The sequence below is a fragment of the Peribacillus folii genome (assembly GCF_030271255.1).
Taxonomy (GTDB): domain Bacteria; phylum Bacillota; class Bacilli; order Bacillales; family DSM-1321; genus Peribacillus.
Window position 1 is genome coordinate 56,967 of record NZ_JASJOM010000005.1, and the last position, 17,008, is coordinate 73,974.

At 44.1% G+C, this 17,008-nt stretch carries 21 protein-coding genes; 4 read left to right on the forward strand and 17 right to left on the reverse strand.

Going from position 1 to position 17,008, the window contains the following annotated elements; translation table 11 throughout:
- Nucleotides 1-159: 159 nt before the first annotated feature.
- From QNI08_RS09550 to QNI08_RS09560, 3 genes are all read right to left on the reverse strand, one after another.
- Complete coding sequence (locus QNI08_RS09550; RefSeq protein ID WP_285767199.1) at nucleotides 160-1,830, reverse strand: sigma-54 interaction domain-containing protein; 1,671 nt, start codon at nucleotides 1,828-1,830, stop codon at nucleotides 160-162.
- Between the two features lie 64 nt (nucleotides 1,831-1,894).
- Nucleotides 1,895-3,070: an acetyl-CoA C-acetyltransferase gene (locus tag QNI08_RS09555; protein ID WP_285767200.1), complete on the reverse strand. Its 1,176-nt coding sequence runs from the start codon at nucleotides 3,068-3,070 to the stop codon at nucleotides 1,895-1,897.
- Nucleotides 3,067-4,014 (reverse strand): 3-hydroxyacyl-CoA dehydrogenase family protein, encoded by a 948-nt coding sequence (locus QNI08_RS09560; protein ID WP_285767201.1) that lies wholly within the window; start codon nucleotides 4,012-4,014, stop codon nucleotides 3,067-3,069. The genes QNI08_RS09555 and QNI08_RS09560 overlap by 4 nt, the downstream gene beginning before the upstream one ends.
- A gap of 220 nt (nucleotides 4,015-4,234) precedes the next feature.
- Here QNI08_RS09560 and QNI08_RS09565 point away from each other — a divergent pair, with 220 nt between their 5' ends.
- Both QNI08_RS09565 and mleCBF read left to right on the forward strand, forming a co-directional pair.
- Nucleotides 4,235-5,011 carry a 3-hydroxybutyrate dehydrogenase gene (locus QNI08_RS09565; protein ID WP_285767202.1) on the forward strand — a complete coding sequence of 259 codons (777 nt, stop codon included), beginning with the start codon at nucleotides 4,235-4,237 and terminating at the stop codon, nucleotides 5,009-5,011.
- A 289-nt stretch (nucleotides 5,012-5,300) separates the two neighbouring features.
- Nucleotides 5,301-6,143: a CBF family alpha/beta fold macrolide esterase gene (mleCBF, locus tag QNI08_RS09570; protein WP_285767203.1), complete on the forward strand. Its 843-nt coding sequence runs from the start codon at nucleotides 5,301-5,303 to the stop codon at nucleotides 6,141-6,143.
- Nucleotides 6,144-6,195: 52 nt separating this feature from the next.
- Here mleCBF and QNI08_RS09575 read toward each other — a convergent pair whose 3' ends face one another.
- The 5 genes from QNI08_RS09575 to QNI08_RS09595 all read right to left on the reverse strand — a co-directional run bounded on the left by QNI08_RS09575 (nucleotide 6,196) and on the right by QNI08_RS09595 (nucleotide 10,548).
- Nucleotides 6,196-6,381, reverse strand: coding sequence for a YjcZ family sporulation protein (locus QNI08_RS09575; protein WP_285767204.1), 186 nt, complete (start codon nucleotides 6,379-6,381; stop codon nucleotides 6,196-6,198).
- 781 nt (nucleotides 6,382-7,162) lie between these two features.
- A complete protein-coding gene (locus tag QNI08_RS09580) occupies nucleotides 7,163-7,831 on the reverse strand; it encodes an ABC transporter ATP-binding protein (protein ID WP_285767205.1) in 669 nt (222 codons plus the stop codon).
- A 4-nt stretch (nucleotides 7,832-7,835) separates the two neighbouring features.
- Complete coding sequence (locus QNI08_RS09585) at nucleotides 7,836-9,125, reverse strand: hypothetical protein (RefSeq protein ID WP_285767206.1); 1,290 nt, start codon at nucleotides 9,123-9,125, stop codon at nucleotides 7,836-7,838.
- A complete protein-coding gene (locus QNI08_RS09590) occupies nucleotides 9,122-10,000 on the reverse strand; it encodes a hypothetical protein (protein WP_285767207.1) in 879 nt (292 codons plus the stop codon). Before QNI08_RS09590 ends, QNI08_RS09585 begins: the two co-directional genes overlap by 4 nt.
- Before the next feature lie 128 nt (nucleotides 10,001-10,128).
- Nucleotides 10,129-10,548 (reverse strand): hypothetical protein, encoded by a 420-nt coding sequence (locus tag QNI08_RS09595; protein ID WP_285767208.1) that lies wholly within the window; start codon nucleotides 10,546-10,548, stop codon nucleotides 10,129-10,131.
- Nucleotides 10,549-10,886: 338 nt separating this feature from the next.
- On the opposite strand from QNI08_RS09595, the gene QNI08_RS09600 reads away from it, so the two are divergent.
- Nucleotides 10,887-11,279 carry a thiol-disulfide oxidoreductase DCC family protein gene (locus QNI08_RS09600; RefSeq protein ID WP_285767209.1) on the forward strand — a complete coding sequence of 131 codons (393 nt, stop codon included), beginning with the start codon at nucleotides 10,887-10,889 and terminating at the stop codon, nucleotides 11,277-11,279.
- Between the two features lie 44 nt (nucleotides 11,280-11,323).
- Here QNI08_RS09600 and QNI08_RS09605 read toward each other — a convergent pair whose 3' ends face one another.
- The 5 genes from QNI08_RS09605 to QNI08_RS09625 form a co-directional block, all read right to left on the reverse strand.
- Nucleotides 11,324-12,667, reverse strand: a complete 1,344-nt coding sequence (locus QNI08_RS09605; protein WP_285767210.1) for a DUF3238 domain-containing protein — start codon at nucleotides 12,665-12,667, stop codon at nucleotides 11,324-11,326.
- 171 nt (nucleotides 12,668-12,838) lie between these two features.
- A complete protein-coding gene (locus QNI08_RS09610; protein ID WP_285767211.1) occupies nucleotides 12,839-13,123 on the reverse strand; it encodes a KGG domain-containing protein in 285 nt (94 codons plus the stop codon).
- Between the two features lie 168 nt (nucleotides 13,124-13,291).
- Nucleotides 13,292-13,459: a YvrJ family protein gene (locus tag QNI08_RS09615; protein ID WP_285767212.1), complete on the reverse strand. Its 168-nt coding sequence runs from the start codon at nucleotides 13,457-13,459 to the stop codon at nucleotides 13,292-13,294.
- A gap of 29 nt (nucleotides 13,460-13,488) precedes the next feature.
- Nucleotides 13,489-13,707 (reverse strand): DUF2922 domain-containing protein, encoded by a 219-nt coding sequence (locus tag QNI08_RS09620; protein WP_285767213.1) that lies wholly within the window; start codon nucleotides 13,705-13,707, stop codon nucleotides 13,489-13,491.
- 34 nt (nucleotides 13,708-13,741) lie between these two features.
- Entirely contained in the window at nucleotides 13,742-13,960 is a 219-nt protein-coding gene (locus tag QNI08_RS09625) for a DUF1659 domain-containing protein (RefSeq protein WP_285767214.1), read from the reverse strand.
- Between the two features lie 147 nt (nucleotides 13,961-14,107).
- Between QNI08_RS09625 and QNI08_RS09630 the strand changes: the two genes are divergently transcribed.
- Nucleotides 14,108-14,707, forward strand: coding sequence for a hypothetical protein (locus tag QNI08_RS09630; RefSeq protein WP_285767215.1), 600 nt, complete (start codon nucleotides 14,108-14,110; stop codon nucleotides 14,705-14,707).
- Between the two features lie 39 nt (nucleotides 14,708-14,746).
- Here the strand turns inward: QNI08_RS09630 and QNI08_RS09635 are convergent, their stop codons facing one another.
- The 4 genes from QNI08_RS09635 to QNI08_RS09650 are packed head-to-tail and all read right to left on the reverse strand — an operon-like array spanning nucleotide 14,747 to nucleotide 16,934.
- Nucleotides 14,747-15,001 (reverse strand): sigma-G-dependent sporulation-specific acid-soluble spore protein CsgA, encoded by a 255-nt coding sequence (locus tag QNI08_RS09635; RefSeq protein WP_285767216.1) that lies wholly within the window; start codon nucleotides 14,999-15,001, stop codon nucleotides 14,747-14,749.
- Nucleotides 15,002-15,041: 40 nt separating this feature from the next.
- Nucleotides 15,042-15,239, reverse strand: a complete 198-nt coding sequence (locus QNI08_RS09640) for a hypothetical protein (RefSeq protein ID WP_285767217.1) — start codon at nucleotides 15,237-15,239, stop codon at nucleotides 15,042-15,044.
- A complete protein-coding gene (locus QNI08_RS09645) occupies nucleotides 15,229-15,504 on the reverse strand; it encodes a hypothetical protein (protein ID WP_285767218.1) in 276 nt (91 codons plus the stop codon). The genes QNI08_RS09640 and QNI08_RS09645 overlap by 11 nt, the downstream gene beginning before the upstream one ends.
- Before the next feature lie 2 nt (nucleotides 15,505-15,506).
- A complete protein-coding gene (locus QNI08_RS09650) occupies nucleotides 15,507-16,934 on the reverse strand; it encodes a GntP family permease (RefSeq protein ID WP_285767219.1) in 1,428 nt (475 codons plus the stop codon).
- Between the last annotated feature and the right edge of the window lie 74 nt (nucleotides 16,935-17,008).

Consider the following 17,008-nt stretch of genomic DNA (forward strand, 5'->3'; position numbering starts at 1 on the left):
AAGTGTGCGGATTCCCTTACAATCATTACAACCACCTTCGATTTATGTACGGATATCCTGACATAACAGCATGAACGTCCACGTGTAAGATTCGCTTTCGGGCGGACAGTCCGCCCTAGGCGCCTCCCAATAGTTTGGCAAAAAGATCGTTTCCTATTTTCATAAACCATATTTATTCATTTTTTCGTAAAGCGTTGTTCGGCTGACTCCGAGTTTCTTTGCCGTTTCTGATTTATTGCCGGAAGTCATCTCCAGGCATGAAAGGATGGCAGTCCGTTCGGTCTCATCCATCAGTTCGGCCAGGGTGCGGATCGTGATGGTTTCCTTCTGACCCGTGATTTCCTTCGGGAGATGCTTGGAACGGATCATTTCCCCTGCTTCAACCATATTCATGGCCCGTTCAATGATATTCTCCAGCTCACGAATATTGCCTGGCCACTCATAGTGGCGAAGCAGCCGTAATGCTTGGTCACTCAACCCAAGTACATGTTTTTTCATGAGGCTCTGGTATTTTTCGACAAAATGTTTCGCCAATATTTCCATGTCCTCTGGACGTTCCCTTAAGGAAGGGACCTGGAATTGCATCACCTTCAGCCGGTAATACATATCAAGCCGGAATTCCCCTTTAGACACCATATCCTCCAGATTGCGGTTCGTTGCAGCGATCACGCGCACATCAATCGGAATGCTTCCTGTCGAACCGACCCTCTCGATCTCTTTTTCCTGCAGCACACGAAGCAGCTTCACCTGCATATGCAGCGGCAGCTCGCCGATCTCATCAAGAAAGATCGTTCCCCCTTCAGCCGCTTCGAACTTCCCTGCTTTTCCGCCTTTTTTGGCACCCGTGAAGGAACCTTCTTCATAGCCGAACAGCTCGGATTCCAGCAGCTCTGCCGGAATGGCGGCACAGTTCACCTTGACGAACACACCCATCGCCCGTCTGCTATCATTGTGGATGGAGTGGGCAAACAGCTCCTTACCCGTTCCGCTTTCGCCCAAGATCAATACATTCGAATCGCTTTTTGCGGCAATTTTGGCCTGGCCCTTCACTTCCATGAAAGCAGGACTTCTCCCCATCAAATGATCAAAGGTATAGGAGGCTTTATTTCTCTCGCGAAAATCGCCTTTATACTTTTTCAGCTCCACCTCAAGCGAGTTTATCCGTTTGGAGAGGGCCGTGAACTGCCCGACATTCTTAAACAATATCTTCCCGACCGCTCCTATCAATTTACCCTGCTTGCGTATGGGGGAGCGTGTTGCAATGATATAATTATCTTTTATTTTCTGTAATTCAGCGACCTCTTGCTTGCCCGTTTTCGAGACCACATGCATACGCGTATTTTCAATGACCTCCGTGACATGTTTCCCTATGGAGCTTTCCTGATCGACCCCAAGAAAATCCGCATACGCGTGGCTCAGCATTTGGACATAGCCTTCCGTATCGACCATCACTAATCCGTCATAGGCAAATTCGATGATATCCTTGAAAAGAACCTCTTCGTGATTATCGATAGTAAGAAAATCACTTTTATTATTGGTAAACAGCAGGAGATATATTTGATACTTCACATCACCCATTTGAATGATGGTTTTCCTGACAATCCCATTATGTTCGTTCAAACGGATTGGCGTATTGACAGCCGGCAAAAGGTTTTTTTCGATCAGCTTATTGATTTGCACGTCGAATTGATTATCGGCAAATGCCTCTGATAATACGCGATTGGATAAAACGATTTCTTTTTCGTTTTTCGTAACCAAAACGCCAACAGGCAATTCTTCCAATATCGCTTTCACTAAATCCATTTGAACCGTTTCATGATCGCTCGCCATACGTATTCTCCTTAACCAGTCTGAATTTTCCCTCATTATATCATAGGAAAATGAGGCCAAGGCATTATCGCTCCACAATCAGTGCCGTTCCTTGTCCGCCGCCGATACATAAGGTGGCAAGGCCCGTTTTTGCTTCCCTGCGCTTCATTTCATACATTAAAGTCACTAAGATGCGGGCACCAGATGCACCTACCGGATGACCCAAGGCAATTGCCCCGCCATTCACATTCACTTTCTCCGAATTCAGGTCAAGGTCATTAAGGACGGCGAGTGACTGCGCCGCAAAGGCTTCATTCACTTCCAGCAAATCAAGATCATCGATTGTCATTCCCGCTTTCGCTAGAGCTTTTTTTGTCGCAGGAACTGGACCGTAGCCCATGATTTTCGGATCGAGCGCGGCGTTTGCATAGGATTTGATGGTTGCCAGTGTTTCCAGGCCAAGCTCGTCTGCTTTTTCTTTGGACATCAGGACCAGCATCGCTCCCCCATCATTGATTCCCGATGCATTGCCGGCCGTCACCGTTCCATTTTCCTTAAAGGCAGGGCGCAGCTTCGTTAGCTGATCGATTGTCAGCCCATGCCGTGGATGTTCATCCTGATCCACCAAGATCGTCTTTCCGCGGCGTTTATATTCAACAGGGGCGATTTCATCTGCAAACCGGCCTTCAAGCTGGGCCTTTTCAGCCTTCATTTGGCTATTTAACGCGAATTCGTCCTGCTTTTCCCGGCTGATTTCCCACTGCTCGGCAATATTTTCCGCAGTCACGCCCATATGATACTGATTGAAAACATCCGTTAAGGCGTCATACGTCATGGAATCCACCGCTTCGGCATTCCCCATTTTCTGGCCAAAACGATAATTTGGAAGCAAGTATGGGGCATTGCTCATACTCTCTATCCCTCCTGCAAGGATCACATCCGCATCACCGAGGGCAATGAATTGTGCGCCCATGATGACCGTCCGGAGTCCAGACCCGCAAAGTTTATTAACGGCCATTGCCGGCGTCGTTTCCGGAATGCCTGCATGAATCGCAACCTGACGTGCCACGTTTTGCCCTAATCCGGCAGATAGGATATTCCCGACCAATACCTCATCGATCAAATCAGCCGGGATTTTCGCCCGCTTGATCGCTTCCTTCGCTGCCACAACCCCCAATTCAACAGCCGAAACATTGGCAAGGCTTCCTCCAAACGTACCGACCGGTGTCCTCGCTGCCCCTACTATCACTACTTCTCTCATCTTACTTCCTCCTTTTCCCGTTTTAATTTTCCTAGTTTAATGAAATTACGATCCCGCTGATTGATTTTCTCGGAAGCGGAACTTGCTTCATACGTAAAGATCCCTTCTCCAGACTTCGCCCCAAGCTTCCCTTCCTCCACCAACTCACGGATCAATACAGGCGCTTGCTTACTTTGGTCCAGCACGGGAGAAACGTTATCAAACACCCGCTGCCATGTATCCAACCCGCCAAAATCTGCAATCTCGATCGGCCCGGTAAATGCCCATCGAAAGCCTGGTCCCGCCGTTATCGCCGTATCGATATCCGCAGCACTGGCAACCCCTTCTTTTAATAGGTAAAACGCTTCGCGCATCAAGGCAGTCTGGAGGCGATTGGCAATGAAGCCTGGTATTTCTTTGTTCAAGAGAATCGGAGACTTGCCGATTTTGCGCATCAAATCAAGGGTGACCTGGACGATTTCCGGCTTTGTTTCTCCATGCTGCACAATTTCCACCAATGGAACCAAGTGCCCGGGATTGAAGAAATGGGTGATGACCATCCGGTCGGCAAACGTCGCCTTCTCCATCAATTGGGATATCGGAAACGTCGATGTATTGGAAGCTACAATGGCATCCGGTTTGATGATGGTCTCCATTTCCTGATATAAATTCCACTTCAACTCGATGACTTCCGGAATCGCCTCGATGATAAAATCGGCGTCCCTTATGGCCGTTTCCAAATCTACCTGATATGTGATGTTACCCATGGCGCGTTGCTTATCCTGATCGGTCAGCACACCTTCCTCCATCAGCAGTGATAGATTGTCAGCCATTCGATTTTCGGCATGTGATAACAGCTCTTCCTTTATATCGTTAATCGTGACCGCGTATCCGCTGACGGCAAAAGACTGAGCGATGCTACTTCCCATGACACCCGACCCGATGATCGCTATTTTTTTTATCATCTTTATTCCCCTTCCGTTTATGTCCTCCCCTTTTATACATGCAACATTCGTGCCACCTCTAAAAAGAAAACAAAATTCTTTTGTTCTGGGGCAAACCATGATAGACTCTTACTCATTAACCTAAACCATATTTTTATACCTTCCCTATTCATTTCCAGCAGTACTTAGAGAAATTAAATCGACAGATTGAACCATTACATTTTTTTTGGAGGAATGTAAAATGGTTAACAATAAAGTGGCGGTCATTACCGGAGCTGCCAGAGGTATCGGGTTTGAGATCGGTAAGATTTTTGCCGAAAATGGCGCAAAGGTCGTTTTGTCCGATCTTGATCAAAGCACCGTTGAAAAGGCTGCTGCGGATTTAAGGAACAAAGGCTTGGACGTTACCGGCTTGAAAGCGGATGTAACGGTCGAGGAGGATATCATCCAGCTGATCAAGCAAACTAAAGATAAATATGGACGAATTGATATTTTCATTAATAACGCGGGCCTTCAGCATGTTGCACCGATTGAAGAGTTTCCAACCGAAAAGTTCGAGCTGATGATCAAAATCATGCTGACCGCCCCATTCATCGCAATCAAGAATGTCTTGCCCATCATGAAAGAACAAGGCTTCGGCCGAATCATCAACATCTCGTCCATCAACGGTCTCATTGGCTTTGCCAACAAAGCGGCGTACAATAGCGCAAAACACGGGGTGATTGGATTAACGAAGGTCGCTGCCTTGGAAAGCGCCTCATTCGGCATAACCGTCAATGCCCTCTGCCCTGGTTACGTCGACACCCCTCTCGTCCGCGGTCAGATGGCAGACTTGGCGAAAACACGCAACGTGCCGCTCGAGGATGTATTGGCAGAAGTCCTTCTTCCGTTAGTGCCTCAAAAACGCCTTTTGGATGTAAGTGAAATAGCCGACTATGCCATCTTCCTCGCCAGCGACAAAGCACGGGGTGTCACTGGGCAGGCAGTCGTATTGGACGGCGGATATACAGCTCAATAACAGAAAAATACCTCTGCAAAAGGCCCGTATGAATGGCACCATTGGTGTCTTCAGACGGGCCTTTCTCTATCCAGGCTCCTCATAAACGAGGTAATATGTGGAAAATTTTAGTGGCACCAAGAACTCTCCCATGTTACAGTAATATGGGAAGCATCCCTTCTACAAAAAAAGGAGGCCTCGTCATGATGATTAAGTGGGTTGGACTGAAATGATTAAAGGGCAGGCCCATCATGCTCCGGACAGAATGTATTGATTTGCGCAATAGAATCTTTCATACGGGGGTAAAAATATGAGTGAACAGATCCTGAAAATAAATAAAGTCGATATATGTACGGAAAGTTTCGGAAACGCCAAAGACCCAGCCGTGCTTTTGATCATGGGAGCGATGTCTTCTTTAGATTGGTGGGATGAGGACTTTTGCATTCGCCTCGCCGACCAGGGGAGGTTTGTCATTCGGTACGATCATCGGGATTTGGGACGATCGACCGTTTATGAACCCGGTACTTCCAACTATACGATAACGGACATGGCTGACGATGCCGCGGGTGTCCTGGACGCTTATTCCATCGAGCAAGCTCATATCGTCGGCATGTCCTTAGGCGGACTGATCGGCCAAATCCTTGCTTTGAGATATCCGGAACGCGTCACTACGCTTACGCTGATCGCATCAAGCGTGTTCGGGACTGTAATGGAAGAACTGCCGCCAATGGACCAACGCATATTGGATCACCACGCGAAAAGCGCTTCCGTTGATTGGGCAAACAAGGAGTCGGCCATCACCTTTCTTGCGGATGGATGGAAAACGCTGGCCGGCTCCAAATCTTATGAGCAGGAACGAATGTATAAACTGGCTAAAAGAGAAGCGGAACGCGCCAAACAGCTGCCGAGCAGATTCAATCATGCCATGCTTGCCGGCGGGGACGAATATTACGATAGGATGGGTGAGATCACAGCGCCTGTCCTCATCATCCACGGCACAGAAGATCCAGCCTTGCCATACGAACATGGACTTGCGCTTGCAAAAGCCATCCCGCAAGCTCAATTGGTGACTCTTGAAGGGTCAGGGCATGAAATTCACCGTGAAGACTGGGATGAAATGATCGATTCCGTTGTAACGCTCACGTCACGATAGAGGTAAAACATAAAAGAAGCCGACCCGTAAAAGGTCGGCTTTTCTTCATTCTTTAGCAGTACCCGCCATACCCCTGAACGTTGCCATAACCGCCACCGTTATCTCCACCGCCGCCGAAGCAAGCCGCCCCGACAATGATTAATAAGATGAACAATACGACTATAAAAGCGAAACCGCCACCAAAACCTCCAACACCGTTATCGCAACCGCAATTTGAATCATGACCACAATTAGACAATAGAAACATCTCCTTCATGTTTTAAAAGTAAAATAATTAAAAGGGTTACTTCACCTTATGTTCTAATCAAGATAATGACACAATAATAAATTGAAACTTTTTGGGAACCTCCTTTCAGGCGAGCCCACTTGACGTTCCTGGCTTCGGGGTCGATCATTGTAATTCCCATTCCTGCAAATTTCGGCTTCGTGTAAAATGAAGCTAAAAAGGTTCAAGGTATCCATGATAAAAGGGAACTCTTATATTCTTGTATTCTCCATCATGCTTTTATTGCTCATCGGTGATTCATTTTGGTTTTGGACTGCATATTTGCCAGCTACCTGACTTCTGCCATCCTGCCAATTTGCAGGGTGACAAAATGAAAAGGATAAAAGAAATTTTCTTTTATCCTGCCGTTCACTTAACATTGAATATTTTTTCAAAAAAATGTAATATTTTTTCCTAAACACTGGAACATTTGTTCTGATTGTGTTATTCTTAGATCAAATAATAAAAGATCGGATTGATGCCAAGCGATTCGATCGTAACGATAATCAAAGGTCGGTTGTATCCGCGGGCCTAAAACAAGGTTGTACCGCTGAGCCGAGCCAATTGCTGACAACAAGGGTGCTGTGATAAAAACAGCTTCGATCTCCAGCTAAGCACCTGATTGTTCTTTAAGAGAGTTACCCCCTGTGAACTAGGTCCACTGTACAGTGTTGATACCCCTATCTCAAAGCTCCCAAAAAGGTTCCCTGGATGCAGCCGAGGAAACCTATAATTGAAAGTATTGTATTATTTACTATTCTAAATGAAGTCCACCACTCGTCAAATTATAGACAACATCACTTTGATCAGCTACCAATTGACTATGCGTTGCCAATATAATCGTTGTTCCATTCGATTTTGCCTCTTGGAAGAAGTTCAATATGATTGAAGTTGTTTCGTCATCCAGCGAACCCGTTGGTTCATCAGCTACGATTAACGCAGGATTGCTTATTATTGAACGAATAATTCCCACTCTCTGGATCTCTCCCCCAGATAATTTTTTGATTTTTTCATTTAATAAATGATGGACTTGAAACAACTTACTTAACTCCACAATCTTCTTCATGTTCGCTACTTCTAATTTCCCATTTTTCTTTTTAAAGATTAGTGGAATACAAATATTTTCGTAAGCCGTTAACTTAGCTATCATCGGACTGAATTGCGAAATATAACCTATGCGATCTCCTCTTACTTTAGCTAGTTGATTTAAATTCTTTTTTTCCATATCCATGTCATCCAATCGATATGATCCAGAGGTAGCTGTCTCCAGCCCTGCAATAATATTAAGCAGCGTGCTTTTTCCCACTCCACTTTTCCCCTTAATTGCAATCATGTTTCCTGGTTCTACCATTACATTCACATTATGAAATATAGCTTTGTTTTTATACGATTTTGATAGGTTATTTAACATGATTTTAGACATTGACTCACCTCTTTAACTGTTGAACGATATCAACTTTAGCATATACTTTTTTAACGGCTATTCGAATGATTATCAACATGATGATTAAAAAGATTACGCTAACAAAAAGATAATTAATTAAAAATGAGAATGACCCACTTAGCAATAAAGCAAACGGGATTACTGGAAAGATGATGCCAATCATACTACTCAACAAAAATTCTGCTATTATGGAATTTCTTATAGAATCCATATCGGCACCGCTAATGAGTAAAACAGAATAAGTATCTATATTGCTCTTTACTTTCAAATAATGAATATACGTATATGCACAAAGCGCTATAAAAAAAGTGATCGCAATGGCCAGATAAATAAGTGTAAGATTTGCTTTTGTCATACTGAATAAAGTGTCGATAGCGATACCACTTGCACCAATGATCTGAAACTCTTTGAACCCTGAAGATTTAGCGATATATTCCATATCTTTTCTAATTTCTAAAGGTGAAGCTTCTGTAATTAATAGACTATTAGCTGTAGCATATAATGTAGCACTAAAGAACATTTGCGCATCAGGATCTTTCGGTAAATAATTCGAAACCTCTGTTTTGAAAGTTAACGCTGGCAATATTATATATTTATCTAATATCACTTCAGGCTCGTTTGCGGTCATTATTTTTTGTGAAGATCCAAAGAAACCTATGATATGGCCTTTAAATTCTTCTCCATAAATTAAAATATTCAAATCGTCACCGAGCTTATACATACGGGAATAATCATGACCAAGAATGACTGGTATTGTTTTTGTATCGCTGTTATATATGTACTCTTTCTTGGTGAACTTTCTTCCTTTCAATACTTGCAGGGCGTTAAGATCGAATACAGAATCATTAATCTGTAAGGAGAGAACACTCGTATAGACATGGCCATTTTGCTTGATAGGGGGGGTCTGTTCATCTCCATCCTGATAATAAGGATCAAATGAACGATCTCCCTTAAAATCCGCCAATTCGATCGGCTGCCAGTTGTCTGTGTAGATAATAAACTTTGAAGAAGTTGTTAGTTCATTGTTGAACTTACTTAAGGTGTCATAACCATCGACACTAGAAAAAAATTGTGTTTCCTTGCTCTCAATTAAATCATCAGATAGCTGATAGACATTCTTGCCTTCAAAGTTTGAAACAGTCCGTGTTTCAATGCTAGCCTGATTCAAATTTACGACTAACATTAAAACTAAGAAAAAAAACAAGATAGCGATCAGCAGTATTAATACATTAAAAAAACGATTTTGTTTAAATAATATCCAAAACACCGTCAAAACCTGTTTCCACCTTTTCTTTGTGTAGAGTAAATGATTACAAACAAGCTAAGACCAATTAAGTAGAGCATACAGCCAATTAAGAGGTACCTTATAGAGATTAACCACATATCAGACCAAAAGACATGAACATATTTGTTAAATAAATAATCTAACGTAACAAATGCTACTGTTAAACAAATGTATGGCGCTAATTTATATTGTAAAACAGTAAAAAACACAGAAAAATCTTTACCTGATAGATACAGGACCCTGAAAATAGATTGATCTTTCATCACCCAATTAGAACCAACAAAAATAAAGATAACCGTTAGAAAGATCAGTGCTATTTGTAACGCAAGAATGATCGTTTTATTTGAACTTACGGAATATGTTCCGTAATCATCAAGATTTATTTCTCGAAAAGAACTTATCATTACATTCCGTTTTAAAATTTTATCAACATCCTTTTCGGGACTGCTGAACGTAAAAAATCCGCCGTTTTTCGTATCTATATGATTAACATTGGATATTAGCCAAATATCATGGTTCAGTTTGTAGGAATTTGAATAAGCAAAGTTTCCAATAACCTGATAATCACTTGGCACATTCTTCATTGACACATTTTCTCCGATAATCGCTACCTTCTTTTTAGCAGAAAATACATCATATTTCTCAGAATAATGAATGGGAGGTAAAGGAACGTTTCCACTCAATACAACATGTTTCAGATTAGGAGATTCAGGATGTGATTGATATAACAAATAATTATCTTGATCCACTACAATAGGAAATAGCGGCTTTTGCGTTGTAAACGATATGGACTTGCTATTCACATAACCATTGTTAACCATATTGACTTTATCAATATAAGATAAGAAGTAACCGATAGCCATACAGCACAAATGTAATAGAAGCAAATAAATCATATACTCGGGAGTAAAAAAATGATGTTTTTTCATAATATATAATATTGGATATAGAGTAAGAAATGGTAAAAAGACCATCTCCTACTCTATATCATTTATTTCCCCCAGTAAGTCTTCGCAACTGCTCCGACTGGATCAATATATTTACTTTTAGCTACCGTTGAACCTGTGCCGTATACTCTATAACTATCTCCTTGAACTCCAAACATTCCCTCAAATCTCGCTCTTGAATAATGCTTAACTCCTTTCCAGCTCGTACGCGCGACAACACGCTTAGCTACGTATGTACTTTTCGTTTGCGTCTCGATGGTGGCTTTGTGACTTTGCGGCTTAGAAGCTGCTGCGAACGTTGAAACTTGTTGGGAATTCGTTGAAATCCAACTGCCTTCCCCTTCTGTCCAGCCACCCTCTGCGGCAAACGATGAATTCGGAACTGTACATAATACAGCTGCAGCGAAAACACAAGTCGCGGTGATTTTAAATAATTTACTTTTCCTTTTGATTTTAATTTCCATTATCTTAACTTCTTCCCAATATTTACTATAATACATGAATCAAAGTACTATATTATCAGACTTTTGATTAAAAACAACTAAAAATCTCCTAAAACAGGGTAATATTACTTATTTATTTAAATTTTGTATATCATTATTTTATACAGAGTAGCAAGTTTTCGTATTTTTATTACGTATAGAATTTGTTGTAAAGTCCGATAAAAATGGATGAACTTGCTGTACTTCAGGTATGATACTTAAAGTTTTCATCAACCCCCATACGTTTTCGCTTTCCCAAAACGGGTAGTGTATGATATAGGCAGGAAAGGAATAAACGTCTCTCTTTAGGAGGAATGTTCATGAATCCGGTGATATTGTTTGATGGGGATTGCAACTTTTGTGATGCGAGCGTGCAGTTCATTATAAAGCGGGATCCGAAGGGGCTTTTTCATTTTGCTTCGCTTCAAAGCGAGGCAGGGCAGGAGCTGCTGAAAAAGTACGATGTTCCTGTGGACATTGATAGCATGGTGCTGATCGAGAAGGATCGGGCCTATTATCAATCGTCTGCAGCCTTGAGGATTTCCCGCAGGTTACAAGGGGCATGGAAGCTGTGTTACGGTTTCATCGTCGTTCCAAGCTTCATCCGGAATATGGTTTATGACTTCATTGCCAAAAACCGGTACAAATGGTTTGGGAAGAAGGAAGAAAGCTGTATGCTGCCATCGCCTAGTGTTCGGAAGCGCTTTTTATAAGAAATGAAGAAGGACGGGGAACCATTTTCGGCTCCCCGTCCTTTTCATTGTGTAAAAGTGGAATATCTCCATAGGTGATTGGCCGTCGGGCGGGCCATCATTTCAAGGCCTTTGCTCTTCGCTTGATGCAGGGGCTCCCATTGTGGCTCATCCGTTTCTTTTAGGTACACTTCATGATGGGGGGCCTGATCATGATAGCCGGCAATATTGATTTCCCCATTTCTGTAAAAGGTCCCGATCACTTTATAATCCACGGCAGGAGAAAGGATGATCGGATTGCCTACAGAGTGTGTCAGCTGAATCGTCGTTTTTTCCTGATTGGCTAAAAGGTGCTTCACTTGGATGTCTTCGTCAGATGCCACACCTTCTTCCATGAAAACACGATTCTTGTCGTACGCCTCACTTTTCCCCACCGCTTTGGAAAACTCGATTTCTGCATCCTTCTCCTTCTCATGAATCGCCACATCGACCCTGGTTCTATAGCGGAGTGAATCGGGATCGAAATCCCGGTTGTCTCCTTTAAAATATGGAACCTTGGAAGCAACGTTGGGGTTCTTCAGCCACTCCTCCGGTAAAAAGGTGGAATAGCGAAGCTGCCAATGCCTTAGTTTTTGGCCACCCGCCTTATTTTCTTTCCCCGACTGCAATAGCTGCTTCACGGGTGCTACCTTCTTCGTATTCGTTATCTCCTCAATCGCCGCCTGTGCTTGGGAAGAGCCTTTTTTAAAGACTCCGACCATACTCGCCAAGAATGATTTAACGGCATATGTTTCCTGCTCCGAACGCGGGAGGGGCCGCCTTGCCTTGATGGTGTACGTATATTCTTGGTCTTCACGAATACTCCGATCACTGAAGGAGCAGCCATTCACCATTCCGACCAGCACGTTGTTCCGGTAAATTTTATAGGCTTTTATCCCTTTGATGGGCTCCCATTCAAGACTGGTTTGACCCTTCGCGACTATCGTCGTAAAGACAAGATCCAAAAGGATATTATCTTCTTTCTTGTTCTCGGGCGTCGTCGATGTCTGTACCTTCATCCTGTTTTTGACCTGCTTTTCCTCGGTCAGGCTTTCAATCATATACGAATAAATGGTTCCTGCATCCAGCCTTTGGTCCGCTACATAAGGGTCGGTTCCGCTGTAGATGAGCTGCGGACCTCTAAACACCCGGTAGGACTGCCCTTCATCTGGCCAGACAAGCTTTATGGCATCCATTTTCCTTTCAATCCTGCACATCAACGACGTCGTCTCGATTTTCGCCCGATGCAGCCTCTTATGTGAAGCAAGATAAGCGATGCCTGCAATACCGAGTGCAAGCAGTGATTGCCTGGTCCTGATTTTACCTCCAAGCTGTTTTAAGCACGGAAAAGAAAAATGAGTCATCAACATTTTCAACACCTCTTCCTTTGATAGGTGTATCTTTTTTTTTTACTTTACCCATTTTGAACATCGAACACACTTTACGATGTGCTGGCAGGTGGGAACTGCTGACATGAAAAAACCGAGGGAATCGATTTCCCCTCGGTCATTTATGCGTTTCACTGATATTTTCTGCTATATTTAACGGCGGCTTTTCTCCCCGCCCTTGCGTCCTGCTTCTTCACGGCTCATCTTCCCATTACTGGATCCGTCAGAGCTGCCGTTGCCATCTCGTTGATGGGCCCGTGCCTCTCCGCCTTTTTCGCCGATTTCCTGATAGAATTCCTTGCCATGGCTGTCGGATGTCGCTTCTCCGCCCTTTTGGCCGATTTCCTGATAGAATGCCTTATCATGATTCTTCGCTGTTGCTTCTCCGCCTTTACGTCCTGCTTCTTCACGGCTCATTTTTTCATTGTTGTTAGTCATTAAAAATTCCTCCTTATTATGTGGATTTTCCATGGACTAGCTACAGTTTTATGTATACCCGATCGTTTTGAGTTAAAACTAGAATCTATTAAAACGGTTATTTTTCAACGGTATTACACTTGCAAGAGCACCATGAATGCTATCATCCATGGTGCTCCGGCCTTCTCCTTAATCCGATTTGGGAATCCCTTCTCGCAGGCGAATCGGCAGTTCAACAAGCGTTTCGTTCAAGGTATCCAGTTTTGTTTCAATTCGATGAAGCAAATAAAGGGTAACAATGATCGGAAACCCAATTTCACTGACAAATGGCAGGATTTGATCCACTTTCTTCTTCACCTCTCCTTCAGGGTGAACGGTCAATTGAGTCAGTCAAGCTCCAAATCCTCGACATTCCGCTCTACAAGCCGTGCTCCCTTCACGCCAACGAAACCACCTGAGGCGGAAAGAAAGACATTGCCGGCAATCACTTGTTCCATAGCCTGTTTGACCGTATTTACCTGAACCGGATTCTTCGGATTCTCTACGGCAATCGTCGCCGCTTTTCCTTCTTCCGTCTCGAATATCATCTCCAGCATTTTAGCCATTTGACATCACCTCCTTTTAAACCATTTCAAGCAATCAGCCAATCAATGAAAAGGTATCGACCCTCGTCACTTCGCCCAATGGAAAATTCTGCACGCTTGCGATCGCGGCAGCTGCTGAAAATAGCTGATCAGCGGTTGCTTCGGTCTTGATGTTCGTGAAGGATCTGCGTTTGAAGGCAATGGTCCCTTTTTCATTTAGCCCTGTTTCAAAATCCATCCGGAGCGTACTGGATACTGGAATTTGTTTGGCCATGTCTCTCACCCCCTTTCGCACTCTATATAAACTTTTCCGGGCTGAAAGTAGCATGAGCTGATCAAAAAGTTGGGATTTGGCTTTAACTGGAACGATATGTTCTCCTTTTAATGGGAAATAATAATCGAGAAAGGAAGTGGATCAGTCATGTCATTAGAATGGTTCGATAGAATAAGCGGGGAATTGCAGGATCATCTTACTTCAATTTGCGAGGAATACGGCCGCAATGGCAGCATGGTCGTGGAGCGGGGATCCAAGCATCCACGCATCGAATTTTATTCGGAGCTGGATGATCATGAACGGGATTATTTTGCTTCGGTGTTTTTCGATCCTCATAATGAAGAATTTTATCTTGAATCCTTCGATCAGGAATTAGGACAGGTCAGCAAGTTGGTTTTAGCGGACATCGAAGATATCGTGGATGCTGTCCACGAAAGCCTCCATCTCTATTTGGGGGATGAAGCTGATGTATTGGAAAATGAAGATGCCGAAATTTACGAAATTGATGTCGATTGGGAAACTCCAGAAGTGACCGCTTATATCAAGGAAAATGAAGTGGAGGTCACCTATCAATTCGGAATCGTTCAGGAAACCGGTGATGGCGTCCTAAAGCGAATCAATCGAATTCGAACCGTGGATGATGATTTGTTAAAAGATGAAACCAACTTTATCTTCAGCAAGGAAGAAGCAAGCACCATTATCGCCATGATCGCAAGCCACATGGATAAACTAAGCGAAATGGAATAAAAAATAACCTTGTCCATGCATACCATGGACAAGGTTTTATTACATCAAAATCAATTCATATACCTCCGATAATTGAGTGACCCGCTCCGAATCACTACAATCTTTGGCATGCTTGATTTCCTGAGGCAGAATATGATTCAGGAAGCTGGCTTCTTTACCGGTAAGCTCATTGATGAGACCTTCTTCGGAATGAAGATGTCCATCTTTGATTTTATTATATATTCCCTGCGCTGCAGGATATTGGTCCGTATAGTTAGACAAAATCTCACGTAAGTATCCAAGCGTACGATCCATACTACCATCCCTCTCCGCCGTTTAAATGTAAAGCTTATATTTACCTTCCCCCATTTTGTGTGGAAGCATTCGTTGCCTTACTTTGCAGGGGCAAATTCTGCGTTTTACTCCTCTGTTTGGATGCTTTACTCGCGAGTTCAAGCGCTTTACTCGCCAATTTCGCACCTTTACTCGCCAATTCATGTTTTAGTCTAATTAGGGCGTTTTTCTCTTCCGTTCCTACGTTTTTACTGGGCATTTAAGCGTTTTATCGCTAATTTGGGTCCTTTAATCGCGAGTTTAAGTGCATTACACGCCAGTTTGAGTGTTTTTCTCGCGAGTTTCGGCGCTTTACTAGCCATTTCGGGCGTTTTTCTCGCCAGTTTAAGCGCTTTACTCGCGAATTTCGGAGCTTTACTCGCGAGTTTAAGCGCTTTACTCGCCAATTTGGGACTTTTACTCGCCAATTCGGGCGTTTTTCTCGCCAAATTGGCACTTTTACTCGCGAGTTCGTGCTGTTTCATCCTTACACGAGGCCAAACCAGGTGTAGAGGGCGATGATGACGAAGACAGCGAGTGATTTGATGACGGTGATGATGAAGATGCTGCCGTATGATTGGCGGTGCGTTAGTCCGGTGACGGCAAGCAGGGTGATGACGGCTCCGTTATGCGGAAGGGTGTCCATGCCGCCTGATGCCATGGCGACGACGCGGTGCATCACTTCGGGTGAGATGTTTGCCGCGGCGATGGCTTGGTTGTATTTGTCGGCCATGGCGCTTAGTGCAATTCCCATCCCTCCTGATGCGGATCCGGTTATGCCAGCGAGTGCGCTGGTGGAGACAGCGCCATTGACGAGCGGATTGGAGAATACGCCGGAGATGCCGTCGCTGATTTTGGCGAATCCAGGGAGGGCGGCAATGACTCCGCCGAAGCCGTACTCGGAGCCTGTGTTCATCACGGCAAGCAAGGAGCCGCCAATACTGGTGTTCAGGCCTTCCTTCATGTTTTTCGTCACTCGCTTCCAATCATAGGCAAGGGCGGTGATGATGCCGACGACCAAGGCGATTTCTACCGCCCAGATGGCAGCGGTGGCGGTTACATCAACGGAGTAGGCGTCGAGTCCGATGGCCGAAAAATCAAATCCATTCGGGTACCATTCCGGTATCGCTTTGGTCAGATAATTGTTCATGAGCGCTACTAAACCAAGCGGGACGAAAGCTAAAATCTGCCGGATTGCAGATTGGCTCGTTTGCAAATCCGCAGACGGCTCGCCTTTTTCCGATACAGCGGCTGCCTTCTTTTGCTCTGGCATGCCGTAATAGCCTTCTCCGGCTTTCTTGGCGCGCCTTTTACTGCTTTCCAAATAAGTTAAACCAACCGCTAGGACGACAATGGCCCCGATGATGCCAAGGATCGGCGCGGCATAAATGTCCGTTCCAAAGAAGGCCGTTGGAATGACATTCTGGATTTGCGGCGTACCTGGCAAAGCATCCATCGTGAAGGTGAATGCACCAAGTGCGATGGTGGCAGGCATCAGCCTTTTCGGGATGTCGGCTTGCTTGAACAATTGAACGGCAAAAGGATAAATCGCGAATACCGCAACGAATAAGCTCACGCCGCTATAGGTTAGGATCGCCCCTAAAAGGACAATCGTCAGCATCGCTTGTTTGGCCCCGATCAAGCGTACGATCGTCTTCGCAATCGATTCGGCGATTCCCGACATTTCAATGATTTTCCCAAAGATGGCGCCTAATAAGAAGACAGGAAAATAGTTTTTTATGAAAATGACCATCTTTTCCATGAATACACCCGAATAGAACGGTAGGATGTTGCCCGGATCGATGAAAAAGACCGGTAATAGTGCAAAGATGGGTGCAAATAATATGACGGAATACCCGCGATAGGCTGCAAACATCAGCAGTCCCAGCGACAGCAGTATAATCAGTAAGTCCATGTAAATCCCCCTTTAATCCAACTTTGAAAAATTCCCCCAACTTATCCATATATACGCCGAAAGTGAACCTCTCC